The 19,244-nt window shown below is 72.4% G+C and carries 19 protein-coding genes; 8 read left to right on the top strand and 11 right to left on the bottom strand.

Annotated elements, in window-relative coordinates; translation table 11 throughout:
* Nucleotides 1-131: 131 nt before the first annotated feature.
* The 3 genes from AB0N02_RS39355 to AB0N02_RS39345 form a co-directional block, all read right to left on the bottom strand.
* Complete coding sequence (locus tag AB0N02_RS39355) at nt 132-836, bottom strand: FCD domain-containing protein (RefSeq protein ID WP_363957884.1); 705 nt, start codon at nt 834-836, stop codon at nt 132-134.
* Complete coding sequence (locus AB0N02_RS39350) at nt 833-1,312, bottom strand: VOC family protein (protein ID WP_363957881.1); 480 nt, start codon at nt 1,310-1,312, stop codon at nt 833-835. The genes AB0N02_RS39355 and AB0N02_RS39350 overlap by 4 nt, the downstream gene beginning before the upstream one ends.
* A gap of 83 nt (nt 1,313-1,395) precedes the next feature.
* The gene (locus AB0N02_RS39345; RefSeq protein ID WP_363957878.1) at nt 1,396-2,586 is read right to left on the bottom strand and encodes a helix-turn-helix domain-containing protein; all 1,191 of its coding nucleotides are present in this window, start codon (nt 2,584-2,586) and stop codon (nt 1,396-1,398) included.
* 103 nt (nt 2,587-2,689) lie between these two features.
* Between AB0N02_RS39345 and AB0N02_RS39340 the strand changes: the two genes are divergently transcribed.
* A complete protein-coding gene (locus AB0N02_RS39340; protein ID WP_363957875.1) occupies nt 2,690-3,847 on the top strand; it encodes a M20 family metallopeptidase in 1,158 nt (385 codons plus the stop codon).
* A gap of 31 nt (nt 3,848-3,878) precedes the next feature.
* Here AB0N02_RS39340 and aroC read toward each other — a convergent pair whose 3' ends face one another.
* Together aroC and AB0N02_RS39330 are read right to left on the bottom strand one after the other, a co-directional pair.
* Nucleotides 3,879-5,099: a chorismate synthase gene (aroC, locus tag AB0N02_RS39335; RefSeq protein ID WP_363957872.1), complete on the bottom strand. Its 1,221-nt coding sequence runs from the start codon at nt 5,097-5,099 to the stop codon at nt 3,879-3,881.
* Nucleotides 5,100-5,235: 136 nt separating this feature from the next.
* Nucleotides 5,236-5,517: an SAV_915 family protein gene (locus AB0N02_RS39330; protein ID WP_363957869.1), complete on the bottom strand. Its 282-nt coding sequence runs from the start codon at nt 5,515-5,517 to the stop codon at nt 5,236-5,238.
* 444 nt (nt 5,518-5,961) lie between these two features.
* Between AB0N02_RS39330 and AB0N02_RS39325 the strand changes: the two genes are divergently transcribed.
* Genes AB0N02_RS39325 through AB0N02_RS39295 form a run of 7 tightly spaced genes read left to right on the top strand, consistent with a single transcriptional unit; the run spans nt 5,962 to nt 13,692 of the window.
* A complete protein-coding gene (locus AB0N02_RS39325; RefSeq protein WP_363957866.1) occupies nt 5,962-7,524 on the top strand; it encodes an ABC transporter substrate-binding protein in 1,563 nt (520 codons plus the stop codon).
* A gap of 4 nt (nt 7,525-7,528) precedes the next feature.
* Nucleotides 7,529-8,590, top strand: a complete 1,062-nt coding sequence (locus AB0N02_RS39320) for an ABC transporter permease (protein WP_363957863.1) — start codon at nt 7,529-7,531, stop codon at nt 8,588-8,590.
* A 7-nt stretch (nt 8,591-8,597) separates the two neighbouring features.
* Nucleotides 8,598-9,482, top strand: coding sequence for an ABC transporter permease (locus AB0N02_RS39315; protein ID WP_363957861.1), 885 nt, complete (start codon nt 8,598-8,600; stop codon nt 9,480-9,482).
* Nucleotides 9,479-10,465, top strand: coding sequence for an ABC transporter ATP-binding protein (locus AB0N02_RS39310; RefSeq protein WP_363957859.1), 987 nt, complete (start codon nt 9,479-9,481; stop codon nt 10,463-10,465). The genes AB0N02_RS39315 and AB0N02_RS39310 overlap by 4 nt, the downstream gene beginning before the upstream one ends.
* Nucleotides 10,462-11,415 (top strand): ABC transporter ATP-binding protein, encoded by a 954-nt coding sequence (locus tag AB0N02_RS39305; RefSeq protein WP_363957856.1) that lies wholly within the window; start codon nt 10,462-10,464, stop codon nt 11,413-11,415. The genes AB0N02_RS39310 and AB0N02_RS39305 overlap by 4 nt, the downstream gene beginning before the upstream one ends.
* A 43-nt stretch (nt 11,416-11,458) precedes the next feature.
* On the top strand, nt 11,459-12,661 hold the full coding sequence (locus AB0N02_RS39300; RefSeq protein WP_363957853.1) for an amidohydrolase family protein: 1,203 nt from the start codon (nt 11,459-11,461) through the stop codon (nt 12,659-12,661).
* 23 nt (nt 12,662-12,684) lie between these two features.
* A complete protein-coding gene (locus AB0N02_RS39295; protein WP_363957850.1) occupies nt 12,685-13,692 on the top strand; it encodes a LacI family DNA-binding transcriptional regulator in 1,008 nt (335 codons plus the stop codon).
* A 9-nt stretch (nt 13,693-13,701) separates the two neighbouring features.
* Here the strand turns inward: AB0N02_RS39295 and hydA are convergent, their stop codons facing one another.
* The 6 genes from hydA to AB0N02_RS39265 are packed head-to-tail and all read right to left on the bottom strand — an operon-like array spanning nt 13,702 to nt 19,203.
* Nucleotides 13,702-15,111 (bottom strand): dihydropyrimidinase, encoded by a 1,410-nt coding sequence (hydA, locus tag AB0N02_RS39290; protein WP_363957847.1) that lies wholly within the window; start codon nt 15,109-15,111, stop codon nt 13,702-13,704.
* Nucleotides 15,108-15,506 carry a gamma-glutamylcyclotransferase gene (locus tag AB0N02_RS39285; RefSeq protein WP_363957844.1) on the bottom strand — a complete coding sequence of 133 codons (399 nt, stop codon included), beginning with the start codon at nt 15,504-15,506 and terminating at the stop codon, nt 15,108-15,110. Before AB0N02_RS39285 ends, hydA begins: the two co-directional genes overlap by 4 nt.
* A gap of 58 nt (nt 15,507-15,564) precedes the next feature.
* Nucleotides 15,565-16,380 carry an ATP-binding cassette domain-containing protein gene (locus AB0N02_RS39280; protein WP_363957841.1) on the bottom strand — a complete coding sequence of 272 codons (816 nt, stop codon included), beginning with the start codon at nt 16,378-16,380 and terminating at the stop codon, nt 15,565-15,567.
* On the bottom strand, nt 16,377-17,237 hold the full coding sequence (locus AB0N02_RS39275) for an ABC transporter ATP-binding protein (protein WP_363957838.1): 861 nt from the start codon (nt 17,235-17,237) through the stop codon (nt 16,377-16,379). Before AB0N02_RS39275 ends, AB0N02_RS39280 begins: the two co-directional genes overlap by 4 nt.
* Nucleotides 17,234-18,133, bottom strand: coding sequence for an ABC transporter permease (locus tag AB0N02_RS39270; protein ID WP_363957835.1), 900 nt, complete (start codon nt 18,131-18,133; stop codon nt 17,234-17,236). Before AB0N02_RS39270 ends, AB0N02_RS39275 begins: the two co-directional genes overlap by 4 nt.
* Entirely contained in the window at nt 18,130-19,203 is a 1,074-nt protein-coding gene (locus tag AB0N02_RS39265; RefSeq protein ID WP_363957832.1) for an ABC transporter permease, read from the bottom strand. Before AB0N02_RS39265 ends, AB0N02_RS39270 begins: the two co-directional genes overlap by 4 nt.
* Nucleotides 19,204-19,244: the final 41 nt, after the last annotated feature.

The following is a 19,244-nucleotide window of genomic DNA, read 5'->3' as shown; positions in this document are numbered from 1 at the left end:
GCATCAGGTCGTCACCGGTGTAGATGCGACGCTTGAAACCGGGCTTGATCTCCTTGAAGGCGGCGTCGTCGAAACGCCACACATGGTCGGTCATGCTGTCTCCGTCGTTGAGGGGTCGCGTCGTCGAGGGGTCACACCATCCGGGCGACCATGGCGTGTTCGACCTGGCTGAGGTGGAACTCGGCGGCCCGCTCCGCGCAGTCCTCGTCTCCCGCCCTGACGGCCTCGGCGATGCGCCGGTGGGCGTCGCAGGCCTCGGCGATCACCTCGCGCACCGCGGCGGCGTTGGTGGTCGAGTCGAGCAGCGTGTGGAACTCCTCGGAGGCGAAGACGCCGTCGAGGACCTTGCCGTACAGCTCCTGCAGGGTCGGGTTGCCGCACGCGCGGGCGACCGCCCAGTGGAAGCGCCGGTCGGAGGCGCGGAAGTCCTCCAGCTCCATGTCCTCGGTGAAGGACTCGGCGATCCTGACCAGTTCGGCGCGCTCGGCCGGGGTGGCGCGGGAGGCCGCGAAGCGGGCGATCGACACCTCGATGACCCTGCGGCACTCGAACAGCTCGCGCACCCGGCTCTTACGGGGGTCGACGCTGACCCCGGGAAGCTGCTCGACCACGTGGAAACGGTTGCCGATCTTGTGGACGCGGCCCAGGGCCAGCAGGCTCTGCACCGCCTCCCGCACCGAGGTGCGGGCCACGCCGAACTCCTCGCACAGCGCCCGCTCGGAGGGCAGCCGGCCGCCCGGGGGCAGCACGCCGCTCTCGATGCTCTCCAGGAGGCTGTCGCGGATCTCCTCGGAGAGCATGCGCCGGGCCACCGGCTCGAATCTGGGGCGGTTCACGAGCCGGCGCCTTCCATCAGCGCGGCGAAGCGGCGGCGCTCGGCGGGGATGTCCAGCGGCCGGATGATCGCCTCGTGCTCCTCCTCGCCCCAGAACTCGGCGGGGACCAGCCACATGACCTCGAACTCCAGGCCGTCGGGGTCCTTGGCGTACAGGCTCTTGTTGGCCCCGTGGTCGCTGGCGCCGTGCAGCGCGCCCTCGCGCGCCAGCCGCTCCCCGACCGCCTCCAGCTCCTCCAGGGTGGGGACCTCCCAGGCGATGTGGTACATGCCCACGGTCCGCCGACCGGCCTGGGAGTCACCCGCGGACGACCCGATGGTGAACAGCGCCAGGTCGTGGTGGTTGCCGGAGTCGGGGGCCCGCAGGAACACGTACTGCCCCGCCGGCCCCTCGATGATCACCTTGAAATCCAGCACCCGCCGGTAGAAGTCCGCGGTCCCGCGCGCGTCCCGCACGTAGAGGACCGCGTGATTCATCCGGGTGATACCCATCTGATCGCCCCCAAGAAGATGGTCTGTTGGTCTGACAATCGGAGCATAAGTTGAGCAGACCGCAGGATTCAAGAGGTGCGATGGCAGAAAACGTGCAACAGTTCCCTCGCGGTGAGGGCGGTGCGCATGCGGTGGGCGGTCTCCGGGTCCAGCGGGTCGGCGCCGAGCAGCTGCCTGAGCTGGCCGACGCGGTAGCCGACGGAGTTGCGGTGCAGGTGGAGCAGGTCGGCGACCGCCGCCCTGCTGCCCCGGGTGGCCAGCCAGGCGTCGAGGGTGAGGATCAGCTCGGGACGGTCGAGGATCGGCCCCAGCTGCTGGTCGACGAAGGCGTGCAGGCGCTCCGGCGGTACGGCCAGCAGCAGCTGGGCCGGCCCCAGCTCGGAGTAGAGCAGCTCGCTCTCCCCGCTCCTGCGGCGCAGCAGGCCGAGCACGGTCTCGGCGTCCCTGAAGGAGCGGGCGGTGTCCCGGGGGTTCGTCACCACGGGGCCCGCGGCGGCCAGCACCGTCCCCTCGCCGACCATGCCCTGCAGCCGGACGCGGATCCGGCCGATCTCGCGGGGGACGTCCCCCGCCAGCACGGTCCAGCCCTCGGCGTCCTCCTGGCGCACCGGCATCTCCAGCCAGGACAGCGCCGTGGACCAGGTCCGGCGGTTGGGGCCGTCGTAGGCGAAGGCCGCCGCGGCGTGCGGCTCGTCCAGCCGGAGGCCGAAGCGGGCGGCGGTTCTGGTCAGCTCGTCGCTGCCGCGCAACGCGCCGTATCTCAGCTCGTCGATGAGACGGCTGGCGTTCTCCGCCTTCGCGGTGGCGGCGGCGTCGCGCCGCACGGCCTCGATGGCCACCGCGGTCACCGACGCCTTGAGGTAGGCCAGGCTCCGCTCGTCGACGGGCTCGGCCAGCAGGAGCAGGCCGACCCTGCGCTGCCCGGCCCACACGGCCAGGGCCCTGGCCGACAGGCCGTCCGGCAGCTCGACCGTCGTCGGCTCGGGTTCGGCGAAGATCCGGGCGACCTCGGAGGGGCTCATCGTCATGTCGCCGCCGTCGGTGGCCGCGAACACGCCGCCGTGGACGCCGACGAGGCGGGCCTTCCTGCCGGTCACCGAGGAGAGCCTGGCCAGTACCGAGCGCCATCCGTCGCCGCCGAGCGCCAGCTCGTTCAGCCCGCTCGCGAACTCCTCCACGGTGACCCCCGCCCCTCGAAGTGCGGGTTTCGGTCGGCTCACCGCGCTGTCCAGATCTCCCCGGATACCCAGATGATCCATGAGGCCTCCGTTGCAAATTTGGCCTTTTGGTACAAAACCTAGCGATAGTTCACAGCATTAATTGCCTTTTAGGACACCCTTATCTCGGTGCGAGAATCCGCCCATGAGCGATCAAGCGAAGAGCGCGGCACGGGCCGTGATCGACCGGGAGGCCGGGCGCCTCGTCGCGCTGAGCCACCGGCTGCACGCCCATCCCGAGCTGGGCTTCGAGGAGGAGCGCGCCTGCGCGTGGCTCGGCGAGGAACTGACCTCGTACGGCTTCGCCGTACAGGCGGGGGTGTGCGGCCTGCCGACCGCGTTCACCGCGACGGCCGGAAGCGGGCCGCTGGTCGTCGGGATCTGCGCCGAGTACGACGCGCTGCCCGGCGTCGGCCACGCCTGCGGCCACAACGTGATCGCCGCCGCCGCGGTGGCGGCCGGGGCGGCCCTGGCCCGGGTCGCCGACGACCTGGGGGTGACGGTCAGGGTGCTGGGCACGCCCGCCGAGGAGAACGGGGGCGGCAAGGTCCTCATGCTCGAACGCGGCGCGTTCGACGGCCTGCACCTGGCCATGATGGTCCACCCCGCGCCGCGCGAACGGCTCGACCCGCCCGTGCTCGCCCGCGCGCAGCTCCACGTCGAGTACGAGGGCAGGCCCGCGCACGCCTCGGCCTGTCCCGAGGACGGGATCAACGCCGCGGACGCCTTCACCGTGGCCCAGGTCGCCATCGGCCTGCTGCGCCAGCACATTCCCGGCGACCAGCGCGTCCACGGGATCGTCACCGACGGCGGGCAGGCGCCCAACGTCGTGCCCGCGCACACCGCCGCCGACTACTACGTGCGGGCCCGCACCCTGGCCGAGCTGGCGGTCCTGGAGCATCGGGTGCGCGCCTGCTTCGAGGCGGGCTCGGTGGCCACCGGGGCGGCCCTGTCGATGACCTCCGCCTCGCCCGCCTACTCCGAGTTCCGCCACGACACACCTCTGCTGGAGCACTACCGGAGGAACGCGCTGGCGCTCGGCCGGTCCTTTCCCGACGTGACCGCCCAGGACGAGCGGATGGCCGCCTCTACCGACATGGCCAACGTCTCGCTCGCCGTACCGTCCATTCAGCCGCTCGTCTCGATCGAGTCGGGGACGGCAGGGCAGCACCAGGCGGAGTTCGCCGAGTTCGCGGTACGGCCGGCGGCCGACCGCGCGCTGCTCGACGGCGGTACGGCGATGGCGTGGACCGCGATCGACGTCGCCCTGGACGCCGGACAGCGGGCCAGGCTGATGGGGTGACCAAGTGGTGACCGGCGATGACCGGTGACGGTCAGGGGCCCACCTGGACGCTCAGGCCGTCCAGATAGGCCCGGGCGTTCCTGCGGGTCTCGGCCACCGAGTCGCCGCCGAACTTCTCCAGCACCGCGTCCGCCAGCACCAGCGCGACCATGGCCTCGGCGACCACCCCGGTCGCCGGGACCGAGCAGACGTCACTGCGCTGGTTGATGGCCCTGGCCGGATCGCCGGTCGCCACGTCGACCGTGGACAGTGCCCTGGGCACGGTGGAGATGGGCTTCATCGCGGCCCTGACCCGGACGAGTTCCCCGGAGGTCATCCCGCCCTCGATGCCGCCGGCCCTGCCGGTGATCCGTCTGACGGTCAGCGAGTCCGCGGGCACCGCCTCGATCTCGTCGTGGGCCACGGAGCCGCGTCGCGTGGCGGTGGTGAAGCCGTCCCCGACCTCGACTCCCTTGATCGCCTGAATGCCCATCAGCGCGCTCGCCAGCCGGGCGTCCAGCCTGCGGTCCCAGTGGACGTAGCTGCCCAGGCCCGGCGGCAGGCCGTACACGACGACCTCGACGACACCGCCGAGCGTGTCGGCGTCCTTGTGCGCGGCCTCGATCTCGGCGACCATCCGCTCACCGGTCGCCGGATCGACGCAGCGGACCGGATCGGCGTCGACGGCCGGGGTGGCGCCCCTGGCGGGCACCAGCCCGTCGGGCAGCCGCACGCCGCCGAGCCCGACGACATGGCTGATGATCTCCACGTCCAGGACCTGGTCGAGGAAGGCCCGCGCCACCTCTCCGATGACGACCCTGGCGGCGGTCTCCCTGGCGCTGGCACGCTCCAGGACCGGCCGCACGTCGTCGAAGCCGTACTTCTGCATCCCGGCGAGGTCGGCGTGGCCGGGACGGGGACGGGTGAGGGCCGCGCCGCGTCCCCTGTCCTCGATCCGGCCCGGCTCGTCGTATCTCACCCCGTCGGCGTCGGCCGGATCGGGGTCCATCACCTCGCGCCATTTCGGCCACTCGGTGTTGGCGATCTCGATGGCGACCGGGCCGCCCAGGGTACGGCCGTGCCGCACACCCCCGGTGAACCGCACCTCGTCACGCTCGAACCTCATCCGGGCACCCCGGCCGTAGCCGAGCCTCCGGCGCGCGAGCGCGTCGGCGAGATCCTTCGTCTCGGTCTGGACCCCCGCGGGGAGTCCCTCAAGGATCGCGGTGAGGGTGGAACCGTGTGATTCACCTGAGGTGAGCCATCTGAGCATGCAGCGAAACTGTCACATCGCCGATGCGATCATGTTGTGCCGCGGGCACAGAAGTGCTCCGTAGTCGCTGGGCCACCGGCCGCCACCGGGCGGCCGCCGGACGGCGACACGCCGGTGGCCGATGCCGGCGGACGCCTCACGCCGCCCGCACGCCCGGGTTCTGCAGCTCCCCGGCTCCGGCGGGGTCGATCAGGACGCCGACGGCGTCGAGGTTGCCGACCATCTCCCGCAGTGCGCGCTCGTTGAGCCACATCCACGCGTGGCCCTCACCGAGCACCTTGACAAGCCGATCCCGCGAGGTGAACGCGATCGCCGTCCGCCCGCCCCCCTGCGTCCGGAACAGGCGCAGAGACAGGACCCCTCGCTCCGCCCTGACGGGCACGAGCAACGGGGGCCGGTTCCTGGGCGAGATCTCCATGACTCCTCCTGCTTCGAGTGGCGAGGCCCGGTAGCCGCGCAGAAGGGACGCTATGGCGGCCTTTGTCCGGAAAAAGCGATCTACATAAGATTTTTACGCCCTCCCGGCCCTCTCTGACACCCCCTTGACAGCCGATTACCCGGCGTGAGCGCGCGAATCGGTTTTCGGGCCCGTACCGGAACCCGCCGCGAGCGCCGGAGCGGGACGGCCGGCGGCCCGGCGCGAGAGCCCGCGCGGGCATGACGGAATCCCGGTCGCCGAGCAGGCGAACCGGGCCGCAGAAGTCATGGTTTCAGAATCGTTTCCGTAGCCTCAGACAAGCTCCCACGTCGTCTTTTACTCCGTCAAGCCTTGACATGCCGGAACGTTTAACGGAATCGTTTGCGCTCTCGCGGAATCGTCTCGGTGCCATGAACCGATCCGTCGTGATGAGAGGCAGGCGCAATGGTTGGTCGCAGAGGACTCGCGGTCTTCGGGCTCGGAGCGGTGGCGGTGCTGACCGCCGCCTGCGGCGGCACGGGCTCCGGCGGCACGGCCGCCCCCCGCACCCTGGTCGTCGACGCCTCCTTCCAGCTCAAGACCGCCGACCCCGCCCGCCAGTTCGAGCCGACGGCGCAGACCGTCCTGTACCCCGTCTACGAGACGCTCGTGACCTACAAGGGATCCGACGTCAGGACGGCGGTCGCCGGAGTGGCCGAGCTTCCCAAGGTCGAGGACGGCTACCGGAAGTTCACCTTCACCCTGCGCGACGGCGTCAAGTTCAGCGACGGCACCCCGATGACGGCCAAGGACGTCGTCTACACCTTCGAGCGGATCGCCGGGCTCAAGGGCAACCCGTCCTTCCTTCTCGACGGGGTGAGCGCCAAGGCCGCCGACGACCGGACCGTGGTGCTGACCACGAAGGCCGCGGACTCGGGGCTGATGGCCAAGCTGTCCAACCCCGCGCTCGGCATCGAGAACAGCGCGGCCGTCGAGAAGGCGGGCGGTACCAAGGACGCCGAGACCGACAAGGCCGAGGCCGAGTTCGCCAAGGCGTCGTACGGCAGCGGCCCCTACAAGATCACGAAGTTCGACGCGGCCAGTGAGGTCGTGCTGGAGCGCAACGGCGCCTACTGGGGCCCGAAGAGCGCCTACGACAAGATCGTCGTACGTAACGTCCAGGCCAACGTGCAGCAGCTCAACGTCACCCAGGGCAGCAGCCAGCTCGTCCTGGACCTGCGCCCGGACCAGACGGGCTCGCTGGGCGGCAACGTGACGGTCACCAAGACCGCGGCGGCCGACGTCGCCTTCCTCCTGGTGAACGACGACCCCGCCGTCTCGGCGACCACCTCCAACAAGGACTTCCAGGAGGCCGTGCGCTACGGCGTGGACTACACCGCGCTGCTGGACCTGGTCGGCGAGGGCGCCGTCCAGCCGGGCGGCGTCGTCCCCTCGATGTTCTCCGGCGCGCTGCCCGCCGCCGACGGCGCCAAGCGCGACCTGGCCAGGGCGAAGGCGGCCCTGGCCCGATCCGGCGTCGCCAACCCGTCGGTCCGGCTGAACTACGCCTCCGATCTGACCTACAAGGGCGTGCAGATGGGCGACGTCGCCGCGCGCATCCAGCAGAACCTCAAAGAGGTCGGCATCGACGTACGGCTCGACGGCAAGCCCGTGACGACCTCCCTCGACTCCTACCGGGCGGGCAAGGACGAGCTGAGCCTGCAGTGGTGGGGCCCCGACTACAACCACCCGAACGACTACCTGCTGTTCACCCCCGGCCAGCTGGTCGGCCTGCGCGCGGGCTGGAAGGACAAGGCCGCCCCGGAGGTCACCGCGCTGGCCCGCAAGGCGGAGACCGCCGACGACGCGAGCCGTGACGCCGCCTTCCAGGCGCTGCAGAAGGCGATGAACGCCGAGGGTCCCTTCATCCCGCTGTTCCAGCCGTCGGCGGTGCTCGCCGGCGCCAAGGAACTCGGGACGCTGGACTACAACACGCTGTGGACCGTCGACCTGACGGCGCTGGACTGACCGGATGTCACCGCTCGCCCCGGTCACCGGGCGGTGGTACGCGCTGCCGGGCTTCGTCCGGTTCACGCTCCGCCGCCTGGTCTCCGGCCTTCTCCTCGTCCTCGGCATCACGGTGGTGTCGTTCGTCCTCACCCAGCTCGTGCCCGGCGACCCGGTCACCGCCAACCTGGGCGAGCGGGCGGCCGCCGACCCGGCCGTGGTGGCGGCCTGGCGGCACATGCACGGCCTGGACCAGCCGCTGCCCCAGCAGTACCTGAACTACCTGGGCAACCTGCTCCGGGGCGACCTCGGCACCTCGCAGCTGAGCCACCGGCCGGTCACCCAGGACCTCGGCGAGTTCATGTCGGCCACGTTCGAGCTGGCACTCAGCGCGATCGTGGTCGCACTCGCCCTCGGCGTCGGCCTCGGCGTCCTGGCCGCGATGCGCCGCGACCGCGCCGCCGACCAGCTGGTCCGGGTCGTCTCGCTGGCGGGGGTCTCGGTGCCGACCTTCTGGCTGTCGCTCGTGGCGTTGTACGTGTTCTTCTTCAAGTTCGGGCTCTCCCCCGGCACGGGCCGCCTGAACCCCGGCACCCCCGCGCCACCGGACGTCACCGGCCTCTACACGGTCGACTCGCTGATCAGCGGGCAGTGGGCCACGTTCGGCGAGACCGTCGCCCACCTGTGGCTGCCCGCGCTCGTGCTCGCGGTCTTCACCATCGGCTCGCTCACCCGCTTCACCCGGGCCTCGGTGCTAGAGGTGCTCGGCAACGACTACGTCCGGGCCGCGACCGCCAAGGGCCTGCCCGGACTGTCGGTCACCCTCGCCTATGTCCTGCGCCCCGCCCTGGTGAGCGTGATCACGGTCGCGGGCCTGGCGTTCGGCGGCCTGCTGGGCGGCGCGGTGCTCGTGGAGACCGTCTTCTCCTGGCCGGGACTCGGCGCCTACGCCTACCGGGGCGCGCTGGCCCTCGACCTTCCGGCCATCATGGGCGTGAGCCTGGTGGTGGCCGTGGTCTACGTGGTCGTCAACTTCGTCGTCGACCTGCTCTACGCCGTTCTCGACCCCAGGATCCGGCTCGGGTGAACGCCTCATGAAGACCGAACTCAGCGCCCGCGCCGCCCGGCGCCTCGATCGCCGGGACGCCGCCGCCGCGCGTTCCCCCTGGCTGCGGCCCCTCAGCGTCACCGGCCTGGCCGTGCTCACGCTGTTCCTGGCCATGGCGGTCCTGGCGCCGCTGCTGGCGCCGTACGACCCGGCGGCGCAGGAGGCGGCCAAGCTGCTGCCGCCCTCGGCCGAACACTGGTTCGGCACCGACCAGCTCGGCCGCGACGTGTTCAGCCGCGTCGTCCACGGCGCCCGGCTCTCCCTGCCCGTGGCGCTGCTGCTGGTCGCCGTCGCCTGCGCGGCCGGCACCCTGCTCGGGGCACTCGGCGGCTACCTCGGCGGCTGGGTCGAAGGACTGATCATGCGCAGCGCCGACCTCGTGTTCGCCTTCCCGGGGATCATCCTCGCGATGGCGGTGGTGGCCGCGCTCGGCCCCGACCTGGTCAACGCGGTGCTCGCCGTGGTGGTCGTGAGCTGGCCGTCCTACGCCCGGGTGGTGCGCAGCCTGATCCTCGGCATGCGAGAGGAGAACTACGTGCAGGCCAGCCGGTTGCTGGGCGCCTCCAGCCTGCGCACGCTCTGGGTCGACGTACGGCCCGGCATCGTCGGCCCGACCGTGGTGCTGGCCGCGCTCGACGTCGGCAACGCGGTGCTGACGCTGTCCGGCCTGTCCTTCCTGGGCCTCGGCGCCCGCCCGCCCGCCGCCGAGTGGGGGTCGATGGTCGCCGCCGGCGCGCAGTACTTCGACAAGTGGTGGCTCGGTCTCTTCCCCGGCCTGGCCATCCTGCTGGTCGTGCTCGCCTCCAACTTCATCGGGGACACGGTACGGGACGTCCTGGACCCCCGTTCGGCCCGGAGGGGGCGAGCATGACCGGCGAACCCGTTCTCGACGTCCGCGACCTGACCGTCACGCTGCCGCGCCGCGGCGGCCGGGTGACGGCGGTCGGCGGCATGAACCTCACCCTGGGCGCCGGGGAGATCGTCGGGCTGGCCGGGGAGAGCGGCAGCGGCAAGACGATGACGGCGCTGGCGGCCCTCGGCCTGCTGCCCGGCGGCGCGCGGACCGGCGGCGAGATCCTCTTCGAGGGACGCGACCTGCTGACCCTGCCCACCCGCGCGCTCCGTGACGTGCGCGGCCGCGACATCGCCATGGTGTTCCAGGATCCGATGACCTCGCTGCACCCGATGCTCACGGTGGAGCGGCAGCTCACCGACCACCTGCGGCACCACCGCGGGCTGGACCGGGCCGCGGCCCGGGGGCGGGCGCTGGAGCTGCTGGAGACGGTGCGGATCCCCGGCGGGAAAGACGCCCTGCGCTCCTACCCCCACCAGTTCTCCGGCGGCATGCGGCAGCGCATCGCGATCGCGATCGCACTGGCCTGCGACCCCAAGGTGCTCATCGCCGACGAGCCGACCACCGCGCTGGACGTGACCGTGCAGGCTGGGATCCTGGAACTGCTCGACCGGCTGCGGCGCGAGCGCGACATGTCGGTGCTGCTGATCACCCATGACCTCGGGGTCATGTCGTCGCTGGCCGACCGCGTCTCGGTCATGTACGCGGGCCGGGTCGTGGAGAGCGGCCCGCGCGGCACGGTCCTCACCAGGCCGCGCCACCCCTACACGCGGGGCCTGCTGGACGCCCTGCCACACCCCGGCGAGGAGGGCACCGGGCTGCGGCCGATCCCCGGACTGCCGCCGGCCGCCGGGAGCGTGGGAGACGGCTGCGCGTTCGCCCCCCGCTGCCACTGGGCGCTCGCCTCCTGCGCGCGGACGACGCCGGAGCCGCTCCACCTCGACCCCGGGCACTCGGCCGCGTGCCCGGTCGACCCGCTCGCCAAGGAGGTTCCCGTATGAGTCTGCTCGAGGTGAGGGACCTGGTCGTCACCTACCGGAGCCCGGGACGGCCGCCGGTGACCGCGGTCGCGGGCGCCGGGCTCACCGTGGAACGCGGGCGGATCGCCGGCCTCGTCGGCGAGTCGGGCTGCGGCAAGTCCACGCTGGGCAAGGCGGTGGTCGGCCTGCTCGCCCCCAGCGCGGGCACCGTGACGTTCGACGGCGAGCCGGTCGTCCCGCTCACCCGCCGGGCCCGCCCCGCCGCGCAGCGCCGCCTTCAGATGATCTTCCAGGACCCGTTCTCCTCGCTCAACCCGCGCCGCACCGTGGGCGACCAGATCGACGACGGCCTGCGGCTGGCCGGGCTCGGCGGCGACCGGAACCGCGTCACGGAGCTGCTCGGCCGCGTGTCGCTGCCGGCCGACGCCGCCGGCCGCTACCCGCACGAGTTCAGCGGCGGCCAGCGCCAGCGCGTCGCCATCGCCAGGGCGCTGGCCGCCGAGCCCCGCTGCGTCGTCGCCGACGAGCCCATCTCGGCGCTGGACGCCTCGGCGCAGGCGTCCGTCGCCCTGCTGCTCGTCGAGCTGGCCCGCGAGCTCGACATGGGGCTGCTGTTCGTCTCCCACGACCTGGCCATCGTGCGCCAGATCGCCGACACCGTCACCGTCATGTATCTCGGCACCGTCGTGGAGAGCGGGCCGACCGCCGAGGTCTGGGCCCGCCCCCGGCACCCCTACACCCGCGCCCTCATCGACGCCGTGCCACGCCCCGACGGGGCGGGCAGGCTCCCGGCCACGCTCCCCGGAGACGTGCCCGACCCGTCCTCGCCCCCCTCGGGCTGCCGTTTCCGCCTGCGCTGCCCGCTGGCCGAGCCCGAGTGCGCGCGGCGCGTCCCCGAACTGGTGGAGGTCGCCCCCGGGCACACCGCCGCCTGTCCCGTCGTGCGGGCCCCGCTCTCCGCCACCCGCTGACCCCCACCACCCCACCGCCCTCACACGGGAAAGGAATCCCGCCATGTGGCTGACCAACTGCAACGTCGTCGACGTGGAATCCGGCACGGTCCTGCGGGGCCGCAGCGTCGAGATGGAACGGGGGATCATCACCGAGATCGCCTCCGCCGGACCGCCGCCCGGGGCCGCCGTCCACGACCTCGGGGGCCGGTACCTGATGCCCGGCTTCATCTCCTGCCACACCCACCTGTCGGTCGTCTACCCGTTCTCGGCGACCGACGAGGCCGAGAACCCCGCGATCACCGCCTATCGCTCGGCCGTACGGGCGCAGGACGCGCTCCGTTCCGGCGTCACGACGATGCGCTGCGTGCACGAGCAGAACCGCGCCGACCTGATGCTGCGCGAGGCGGCGGCGCACGGCTGGATCGACGCGCCGCGGATCTTCGGCGCGGGCCGGGCGATCTCCCGCCCGAACGGGCACGGCAAGGGCGCCGACTGCGCCTACGCGACCGGTGCCGCGGAGTTCGGGGCCGCCGCCCGCGAGGAGCTGCGGGCCGGCGCCGACCATCTGAAGATCTTCATCACCGGCGGGCTCGCGCACGAGGGCGAGGACTTCGGCGAGCCCGAGATGACCGACGAGGAGATCCGCGCCACGGTCGAGGCGGCGCACGAGCACGACTCGTACGTGGCCGCGCACGCCGGCGCCTGGCAGGCGATCAGGCAGGCCCTCGCCCAGGGCGTGCGGTCGTTCGAGCACGCCTACGACCTGGACGAGGAGACCGCGCGGCGGATGCTGGAGGCCGGGGCGTTCCTCACCCCGACGCTGTGCGTGACCCGTTCGGAGAGCTGGATGCGGGCCAAGGGATTCGAGGAGTTCTCGATCCGCAACGCGCTCGACGCGGCCGACCGGCATCTGGCCAGCATCCGCACGGCCGTACGGACCGGTGTCCCGATCGTGGCGGGGACCGACTACCCGCCGGGCGACGACGTCGACGGGGTGAGCGCGCACGTGCACGAGATGCTGCTCCTGGCCACCGCCGGTCTGAGCAACCTCGACGTCCTGCGCTCGGCGTCGCTGACCGCGGCACGGCTGGTCGGGGCGGAGACGTTCCTCGGCCAGGTCGCCCCCGGCTACGCGGCCGACGTCGTCGCCCTGCGGGACAATCCGCTGGAGGACCTCGAAGCCCTGCGAGATGTCTCATTTGTCGGCAGCGGAGGCCGTATCATCCGAGACGATGATCTCGGGGAAACCCGGACCGCCGGATAAGGCACTCAGGAACGGGGAAGACGATGGCCGCCACGCTCCGCGACGTCGCCGCAGCCGCCGGTGTATCGGTGAGTACGGCGAGCCGTGCCCTCACCGGCTCCCCGGAGATCTCGGAACCGACCCGCCGCAGGGTCTCGCGGGCCGCCGAGTCGATGGGCTACCGGCGCAACCTGGCGGCGGTGAGCCTGCGGACGAGACGTTCCGGGCTGGTCGGGCTGGTGCTCAACAACCTGGTCAACAACACCTTCCACACGGTCGTCGAAGCCGTGCAGCAACGCCTCGTGGCCTCCGGCTACCAGGCGTTGCTCTGCATCACCAACGCCGACCCGGCCATCGAGGCCGACTACCTGAGGCTGCTGCGCGACCACCAGGTCGACAGCGTGCTGATCGTGGGTACCGGCCGGAACGCGGAGGAGATCAACGCGCTGCGCGCCTCCGGGGTCACCGTGATCGACCTGATCCGGGAGATCGATGGCTCGCTGGGACCGGCGGTGCTGGCGGGGGACCGGGACGGAGCCGTGGCGGCCACCCGGCACCTCCTCGACCAGGGGCACCGGCGGATCGCGTTCATGGGCGGCCCGGCGGACACCAACTCGGGACGGGATCGGTTCGCCGGTTTCGCCCAGACGCTCGCCGAGGCGGGACTGGCCCCCGATCCCGCGCTCGTACGGCGAGGCCCCTTCGAGGTCGCCTTCGGCGCGCAGGCCATGACCGAGCTGCTGCGGAGCGAGACGGCGCCGACCGCGCTGATGCTCAGCAACCACGAGGCCACCTACGGGGCGCTTCCCGTGCTGGCCAGGTCGGGCCTGGAGATACCCGCCGACCTGTCCGTCGTCGCGTTCGAGGACATGCCCCTGCTGGAGTGGTGGAGCCCGCCGATCACCGTGGTCGACACGGGCGCGCACGAGCTGGGCAGGCTCGCGGTCGAGCTGCTGCTGCAGCCGCCGGACGGGCGGGAGGCCAGGCCGAGGCGGTACACCGTCGGCGCCGACCTCGTCGTGCGCTCCTCCACCGCTCCGCCCAGGGGCTGAGCCGGCGCCTCACCCGCCCCGGCGGCCCAGTGCCGGGGTGAGCGAGATCCGCCCGGCGGGCAGGTGCCTGCCGCGCGGCGCGGGGTCGGCCAGGACGCCGTCGTGGACCACGACCCGCCCGCCGACCAGCACGGTCCTGGGCCTGCCGGTCAGGGTCATGCCTTCGTACGGCGTGTAGTCCGTCGCCATGTGCAGCGCGCCCGCGGTCACCCGCCACTGGACCGCGGGATCCCAGACGGCGATGTCGGCGTCGGCTCCCGGCATCAGCGTGCCCTTGCGCGGATACAGGCCGTTGGTCCGGGCCGGGTTGGCCGCGGTCAGCTCGACGAAGCGGGTGACGGGCAGCCCGGCCCCCATGACGTACTCGGAGAAGATCACCGGCAGCCGGGTCTCCACGCCGGGCAGCCCGTTCGGCATGACCCGCACGTCGTCCCTGCGCAGCTCCTTCTGTGCCACGTCGTAGCAGCAGTGGTCGCTGCCGACGGTGGTGATCTCACCGGTGAACAGGTGACGGCCCAGCGCGTCGACCGTCGCGCGGGAGCGCAGCGGCGGGCAGCAGACGAACCGCTCGGGGGTGGCCCCGCCGTACAGGCGGTCGTCCAGCACCAGGTGATGGGCGACCGACTCGGTGAACGCGGACACGCCCCGCCGCCTGGCCGCCGCCACCAGCTCCACCGCCTCCGGGGTGGACTGGTGCACGAAGTAGACCGGCGCCCGCAACGACTCGGCGATGGCCAGCACCTCCGCCACCGAGGCGGTCTCGGCCAGCTCGGGGCGGGTCGCGGCCATGTGCTCCGCGCCGATCCCGCCGGCCGCCGCGCACCGCGACTGGGCGTCCCCGACGATGTGGTCGGCCTCGCAGTGGATCACCACCATGCCGCCCAGGTCGCGCAGCGTCCTCATGGTGCGCAGGACGGTGTCCTCGTCCGCCATGGTCTCGCCGCGGTAGGTGGTGAACATCTTCACCGTGGGGAGGCCGTCCGCGACCAGCGCGGCGAGCTGGTCCGGCACGGTCTCGTCCCACTCCACGACGCAGGCGTGCAGGGCGCTGTCGCACAGGCCCCCGGCGGCCCTGGCCCGCTGGGCGTAGGCCGCCTCGGCGGGCGACTGGCCCGGCCGCGGGATGGCGAAGTCCACGATCGTGGTCGTGCCGCCGAAGACCGCGGCCGTCGTGCAGCGCGGGTAGTCGTCGAGCGAGGTGAAGTCGCCCGAGGTGAACCCGACGTGGCAGTGCGGGTCCACCCCGCCCGGCATGACCAGCAGCCCGCTCGCGTCGACCTCGGTCGCGGCGCGCGGCGCGGGCGTGCCGGGCTCGGCCAGGGCGGTGACGACGCCGCCGGCCACGAACACGTCGGCGGGAGCCGACCAGCCGGCCTCCACCACCGTCCCGCCCCGGACCACGAGCTCGGCGTCCCTCATCGGGTCTCCCCCGCCGCCCCGGCGAGGTAGGCGCGCCAGCCGCCGGCCGTGCTGATGTCGACGACGCCGGGCGCGATCAGCGACTCCTCCCGCATCCGCATGCACAGCGATCCGCTGCCGTCGGCCAGCTCGATCACGCTCAGCTCCAGCTCCGGCGGCTCGTTGGGCAGCAGGTGCTCGCGCAGGATCTCGTAGGTCACCTCGTACAGCTCACCGGGCACGGCGTGCCCGCCCTCCGGCACCGGATACAGGCCGGGGAACTCCTCCCGCACCGCGTAGAACCGGTATCGGGGCGCCGTCTCCGCTGGGCCGAGGAACCGCGCCCCGGCGAGGGCCTCGTTCAGGCTGCCGCCCGACATCGCCTGCCCGTTGACGAACATCCGCAGACTCTCCACAGCTTCTCCTTCGGTCATCCTGATTCGTCCGGACTCCTGATCCGTCCGGACCCTTGGGTCATCCGGCCGTCGAGTCATCCGGTCCGGCCGTACGGCGGGCCCGCTCGGCGGCCGGGTCGGGCACGGGGACGGCCTCCAGCAGCGATCGGGTGTAGGAGTGGGCGGGCTCGCCGTACACCTGCTCCCGGGTGCCGATCTCGACGATCCGGCCCTGCTCCATGACGGCGATCCGGTCGCAGAGGTAGTAGACGACGGCCAGGTCGTGCGCGATGAACAGGATCGACAGCTCCAGCCGCTGCCGCAGGTCGCGCAGCAGGTTGAGCACCTGCGCCTGCACCGAGACGTCCAGTGAGGAGATCGGCTCGTCGCAGATGAGCAGCCGGGGCTCGACCGCCAGGGCACGCGCGATCGCGATCCGCTGGCGCTGCCCGCCGGAGAAGGACCGGGGGTGGCGGTCCAGGTGCTCGGCCGACATGCCCACCGTCTCCAGCAGGGCGGCCGCGCGGTCCCTGCGCCGCCGCCGATCGGTCTCCAGGCCGTGTACGGCCAGCGGCTCCTCCAGCAGCGCGGCCACGGTCATCCGCGGGTTCAGCGACGAGTAGGGGTCCTGGAAGACCATCTGCATCTCGCGCCGGAGTGAGCGCAGCTCCCCGCGGCCGGCCGTCAGCACGTCCCGGCCGCCGAGCCGTACCCGTCCCGAGTCGGGCCGGGTCAGCCGTGCCACGCACCGCGCGGTGGTCGACTTGCCCGATCCGGACTCGCCGACGAGTCCGAGCACCTCGCCGCGCGCCAGATCGAAGGAGACGTCGCTCAGCACACGGCGGCCCTCGAAGGTCTTGACCAGGTTCTCCACACGCAGCAGCGGCTCGCTCACGTGTCGCTCACCGTTCCCTCCTCGTCTCCGGTGACCTCGGGCCCGACGGTGGCCAGCGGGCGGGACAGGTCGCCGCCGATCCGCGGCACGGCCGCCAGCAGCGCCCTGGTGTAGGGGTGGCGGGGCCGCCGGTAGATCTCCTCCACCGGCCCGGACTCGACGGCCCTGCCGTGCCGCATCACCACCGCCCGGTCGGCGAACCCGGCCACGATGCCCAGGTCGTGCGTGATGAGCAGGACGGCCATGTCCCGCTCCTCGGCCAGCTCGTGCAGCAGCCGCAGCACCCGCGCCTGGACCCGCACGTCGAGCGCGGTGGTCGGCTCGTCGGCGATGAGCAGCGCGGGCTCGGCGATGACCGCGATGGCGATCACCACCCGCTGCCGCATGCCGCCGGAGAACTGGTGGGGGTAGTCGTCGAACCTGCGCTCGGCGTCGCGCACGCCCAGCCGGGCGAGCAGCTCGACGCCGCGGCGCCTGGCGATCCGCTTGGGCACCCCCCGGATGACCAGCGGCTGGGTGATCTGCCAGCCGATCGTCATCACCGGGTTGAGCGAGGAGAGGGGATCCTGGAAGACCAGGCCGACCCGGGCGCCGCGGATCTCGCGCATCCCGCGCGGCGGCAGCGCCAGCAGGTCGGTGCCGTCCAGCTCGATCCGCCCGCTCAGCCGGGCGTCGGCGTCCAGCCTCAGCACGGCCCTGGCGGTCACCGACTTGCCCGACCCCGACTCGCCGACCAGCGCGACCTTCTCGCCGCGCGCCAGCTCCAGTCCGACGCCGTGCACGACCTCGACGGGCCCGTCGGGTCCGGGGAAACTCGCCCGCAGGTCGCGTACGGCGAGCAGCGGAGTGCCCGTCATCGTCCGGCCCCCTGTCGGATCGTCGGGTCGTTGCGCACGCGCAGCCAGTCGCCGACCAGGTTGAAGGAGATCGCCGTCAGCATGATGGCCAGGCCGGGGAAGGCCACCGCCCACCAGCCGTTGGTGAGGTTGTTGGCCGCCCCGGCGATCATCGCCCCCCATTCGGCCGACGGCACCTGCGCGCCGACCCCGACGAAGGACAGGCCGGAGATGACCAGCATCACCGCGGCGACGTCCAGCGTGGTCTGCACGTACAGGGTGTTCAGCGCGTTGGGCAGGATGTGCCGGAAGACGAGGCGGGTCCTGGAGACGCCGAGCGTGCGGGCCGCGTCGACGTACTCGGCGTCCTTGACGTCCCGGACCAGGGTGCGCACCAGCCGGGCGTACCCTGGCCACCAGGTGGCGGCCAGTGCGATCACCGCGGACCGCAGCCCCGCGCCGAGCGCCGCGGCGAGGCCCAGCGCCAGGATGATCGACGGCAGGGAGAGCCCGATGTCGGTGACGCGCATCAGCGCCTCGTCGACGACCTTCCCGCCGAGCGCGGCGACCGTGCCGATCAGCGTCCCGACCAGCGTCGCCACGACGATCACGATCACCGTGGCGGGCAGGGTGACCTGCGCCCCCGACAGGACCCGGCTGAGCACGTCGCGGCCGTTGGCGTCGGTGCCGAACCAGTGGTCGGCCGAGGGGGGCAGCAGCGCCTTGGACAGGTCGACCGCGTAGGGGTCGTGCGGCGCGAGCAGCGGCCCGGCGACGGCGATGACGACCATCAGCACGGCCACCGCCAGCGCGGCGCGCTCGACGAGCGGGGTGCGCCGCCGGGTACGGCGGCGGCCTCCCCTGTTCCGCGTGCCCGCCGGGCTTCCGGCCCGTTCGGCCGTCGCCGCGGGAGTCATGCGATCACCTCCGGGACTGTGGGGACGACCGGGCCCGCGGGGGTCTCCGGGGAGGCCGTGCGGCGGCTCCGCTGCCGCAGCCGCGGGTTCAGCCAGAGCTGGACGAGGTCGACGGCGATGTTCGCCACCACGAAGACCACTCCGATCACGAGAACCGTGCCGATCACGGCGTAGAGGTCGTTCTGCAGGACGGCGGTGACCGCGTAGGCGCCGATTCCCGTCCTGCCGAAGATGGACTCGACCAGCACGGTCGAGCCGAGCATCCAGCCGAGCTGCATGCCGAGGATGGTGCTGGCGGGCACCAGGGCGTTGCGCAGGCCGTGCCGTACCACCACGCGCAGTTCCGAGGCGCCGGTCGCCCTGGCCAGTGCGATGTAGTCGGAGTCCAGCGCGGTGATCATGGAGGAGCGCACCGTACGGGCCACGACGGCGACGAACGAGGCGGCCAGCGTGACCGCGGGCAGCGCCAGGTGGAGCAGGGCGTCGCCGAAGGCGGGCAGGTCGCCGCCCAGCAGCGCGTCGACCGACGTCATCCCGGTGATCTTCGGCACCTCCTGGCCGAAGGCGAGCTGACCGGTCAGCGGCAGCACCTTGAGCTGGGCGGCGAAGACGAGCTGGAGCATGAGTCCCAGCCAGAAGACCGGGACCGCCGCTCCGAACAGGGTGACCAGCCGGGCCGCGACGTCGGTCGTCCGCCCCCGCCGGTAGGCGGAGTAGACCCCCAGCGGCACCGCGACCACGATGTTGATCGTCATCGCGGCGAGCACGAGCTCCACCGAGGAGGGCAGCATGGCGCCGATGTCGTCGAGCACCGGCCGTTGGGTGAAGACCGACGTGCCCAGGTCTCCGTGGAGCAGCCGGTTCAGATAGCCGGTGAACTGGTTCCACATCGGCTGGTCAAGGCCGAGCTGGACACGGATCCGCGCCACCTGTTCCGCGGTGGCGTTGCGCCCGGCGGCCGATCTGGCCGGGTCGCCGGGCAGCACCTGGGTCATCAGGAAGGTGACGACGGCCAGGCCCGCCAGCACGACGACGCTGGTCACGAGCCGCCGTAGCAGGAAACGAGCCATATTGCGCCTCCCCTCGATGGTGTTCTCTGACAGTGGGAACG

Source organism: Streptosporangium sp. NPDC051022 (assembly GCF_040683035.1).
In the GTDB taxonomy this organism is placed as follows: Bacteria; Actinomycetota; Actinomycetes; order Streptosporangiales; family Streptosporangiaceae; genus Streptosporangium.
This window is presented reverse-complemented; position numbering and strand designations above follow the sequence as displayed.

What these genes read in the sequence shown, in the direction of transcription:
- AB0N02_RS39350 (WP_363957881.1), bottom strand. Translation starts at nt 1,312, where the DNA reads ATGAATCACGCGGTCCTCTACGTGCGGGACGCGCGCGGGACCGCGGAC.
- AB0N02_RS39345 (WP_363957878.1), bottom strand. Translation starts at nt 2,586, where the DNA reads ATGGATCATCTGGGTATCCGGGGAGATCTGGACAGCGCGGTGAGCCGA.
- AB0N02_RS39340 (WP_363957875.1), top strand. Translation starts at nt 2,690, where the DNA reads ATGAGCGATCAAGCGAAGAGCGCGGCACGGGCCGTGATCGACCGGGAG.
- aroC (WP_363957872.1), bottom strand. Translation starts at nt 5,099, where the DNA reads ATGCTCAGATGGCTCACCTCAGGTGAATCACACGGTTCCACCCTCACC.
- AB0N02_RS39330 (WP_363957869.1), bottom strand. Translation starts at nt 5,517, where the DNA reads ATGGAGATCTCGCCCAGGAACCGGCCCCCGTTGCTCGTGCCCGTCAGG.
- AB0N02_RS39325 (WP_363957866.1), top strand. Translation starts at nt 5,962, where the DNA reads ATGGTTGGTCGCAGAGGACTCGCGGTCTTCGGGCTCGGAGCGGTGGCG.
- AB0N02_RS39320 (WP_363957863.1), top strand. Translation starts at nt 7,529, where the DNA reads ATGTCACCGCTCGCCCCGGTCACCGGGCGGTGGTACGCGCTGCCGGGC.
- AB0N02_RS39315 (WP_363957861.1), top strand. Translation starts at nt 8,598, where the DNA reads ATGAAGACCGAACTCAGCGCCCGCGCCGCCCGGCGCCTCGATCGCCGG.
- AB0N02_RS39310 (WP_363957859.1), top strand. Translation starts at nt 9,479, where the DNA reads ATGACCGGCGAACCCGTTCTCGACGTCCGCGACCTGACCGTCACGCTG.
- AB0N02_RS39305 (WP_363957856.1), top strand. Translation starts at nt 10,462, where the DNA reads ATGAGTCTGCTCGAGGTGAGGGACCTGGTCGTCACCTACCGGAGCCCG.
- AB0N02_RS39300 (WP_363957853.1), top strand. Translation starts at nt 11,459, where the DNA reads ATGTGGCTGACCAACTGCAACGTCGTCGACGTGGAATCCGGCACGGTC.
- AB0N02_RS39295 (WP_363957850.1), top strand. Translation starts at nt 12,685, where the DNA reads ATGGCCGCCACGCTCCGCGACGTCGCCGCAGCCGCCGGTGTATCGGTG.
- hydA (WP_363957847.1), bottom strand. Translation starts at nt 15,111, where the DNA reads ATGAGGGACGCCGAGCTCGTGGTCCGGGGCGGGACGGTGGTGGAGGCC.
- AB0N02_RS39275 (WP_363957838.1), bottom strand. Translation starts at nt 17,237, where the DNA reads ATGACGGGCACTCCGCTGCTCGCCGTACGCGACCTGCGGGCGAGTTTC.
- AB0N02_RS39270 (WP_363957835.1), bottom strand. Translation starts at nt 18,133, where the DNA reads ATGACTCCCGCGGCGACGGCCGAACGGGCCGGAAGCCCGGCGGGCACG.
- AB0N02_RS39265 (WP_363957832.1), bottom strand. Translation starts at nt 19,203, where the DNA reads ATGGCTCGTTTCCTGCTACGGCGGCTCGTGACCAGCGTCGTCGTGCTG.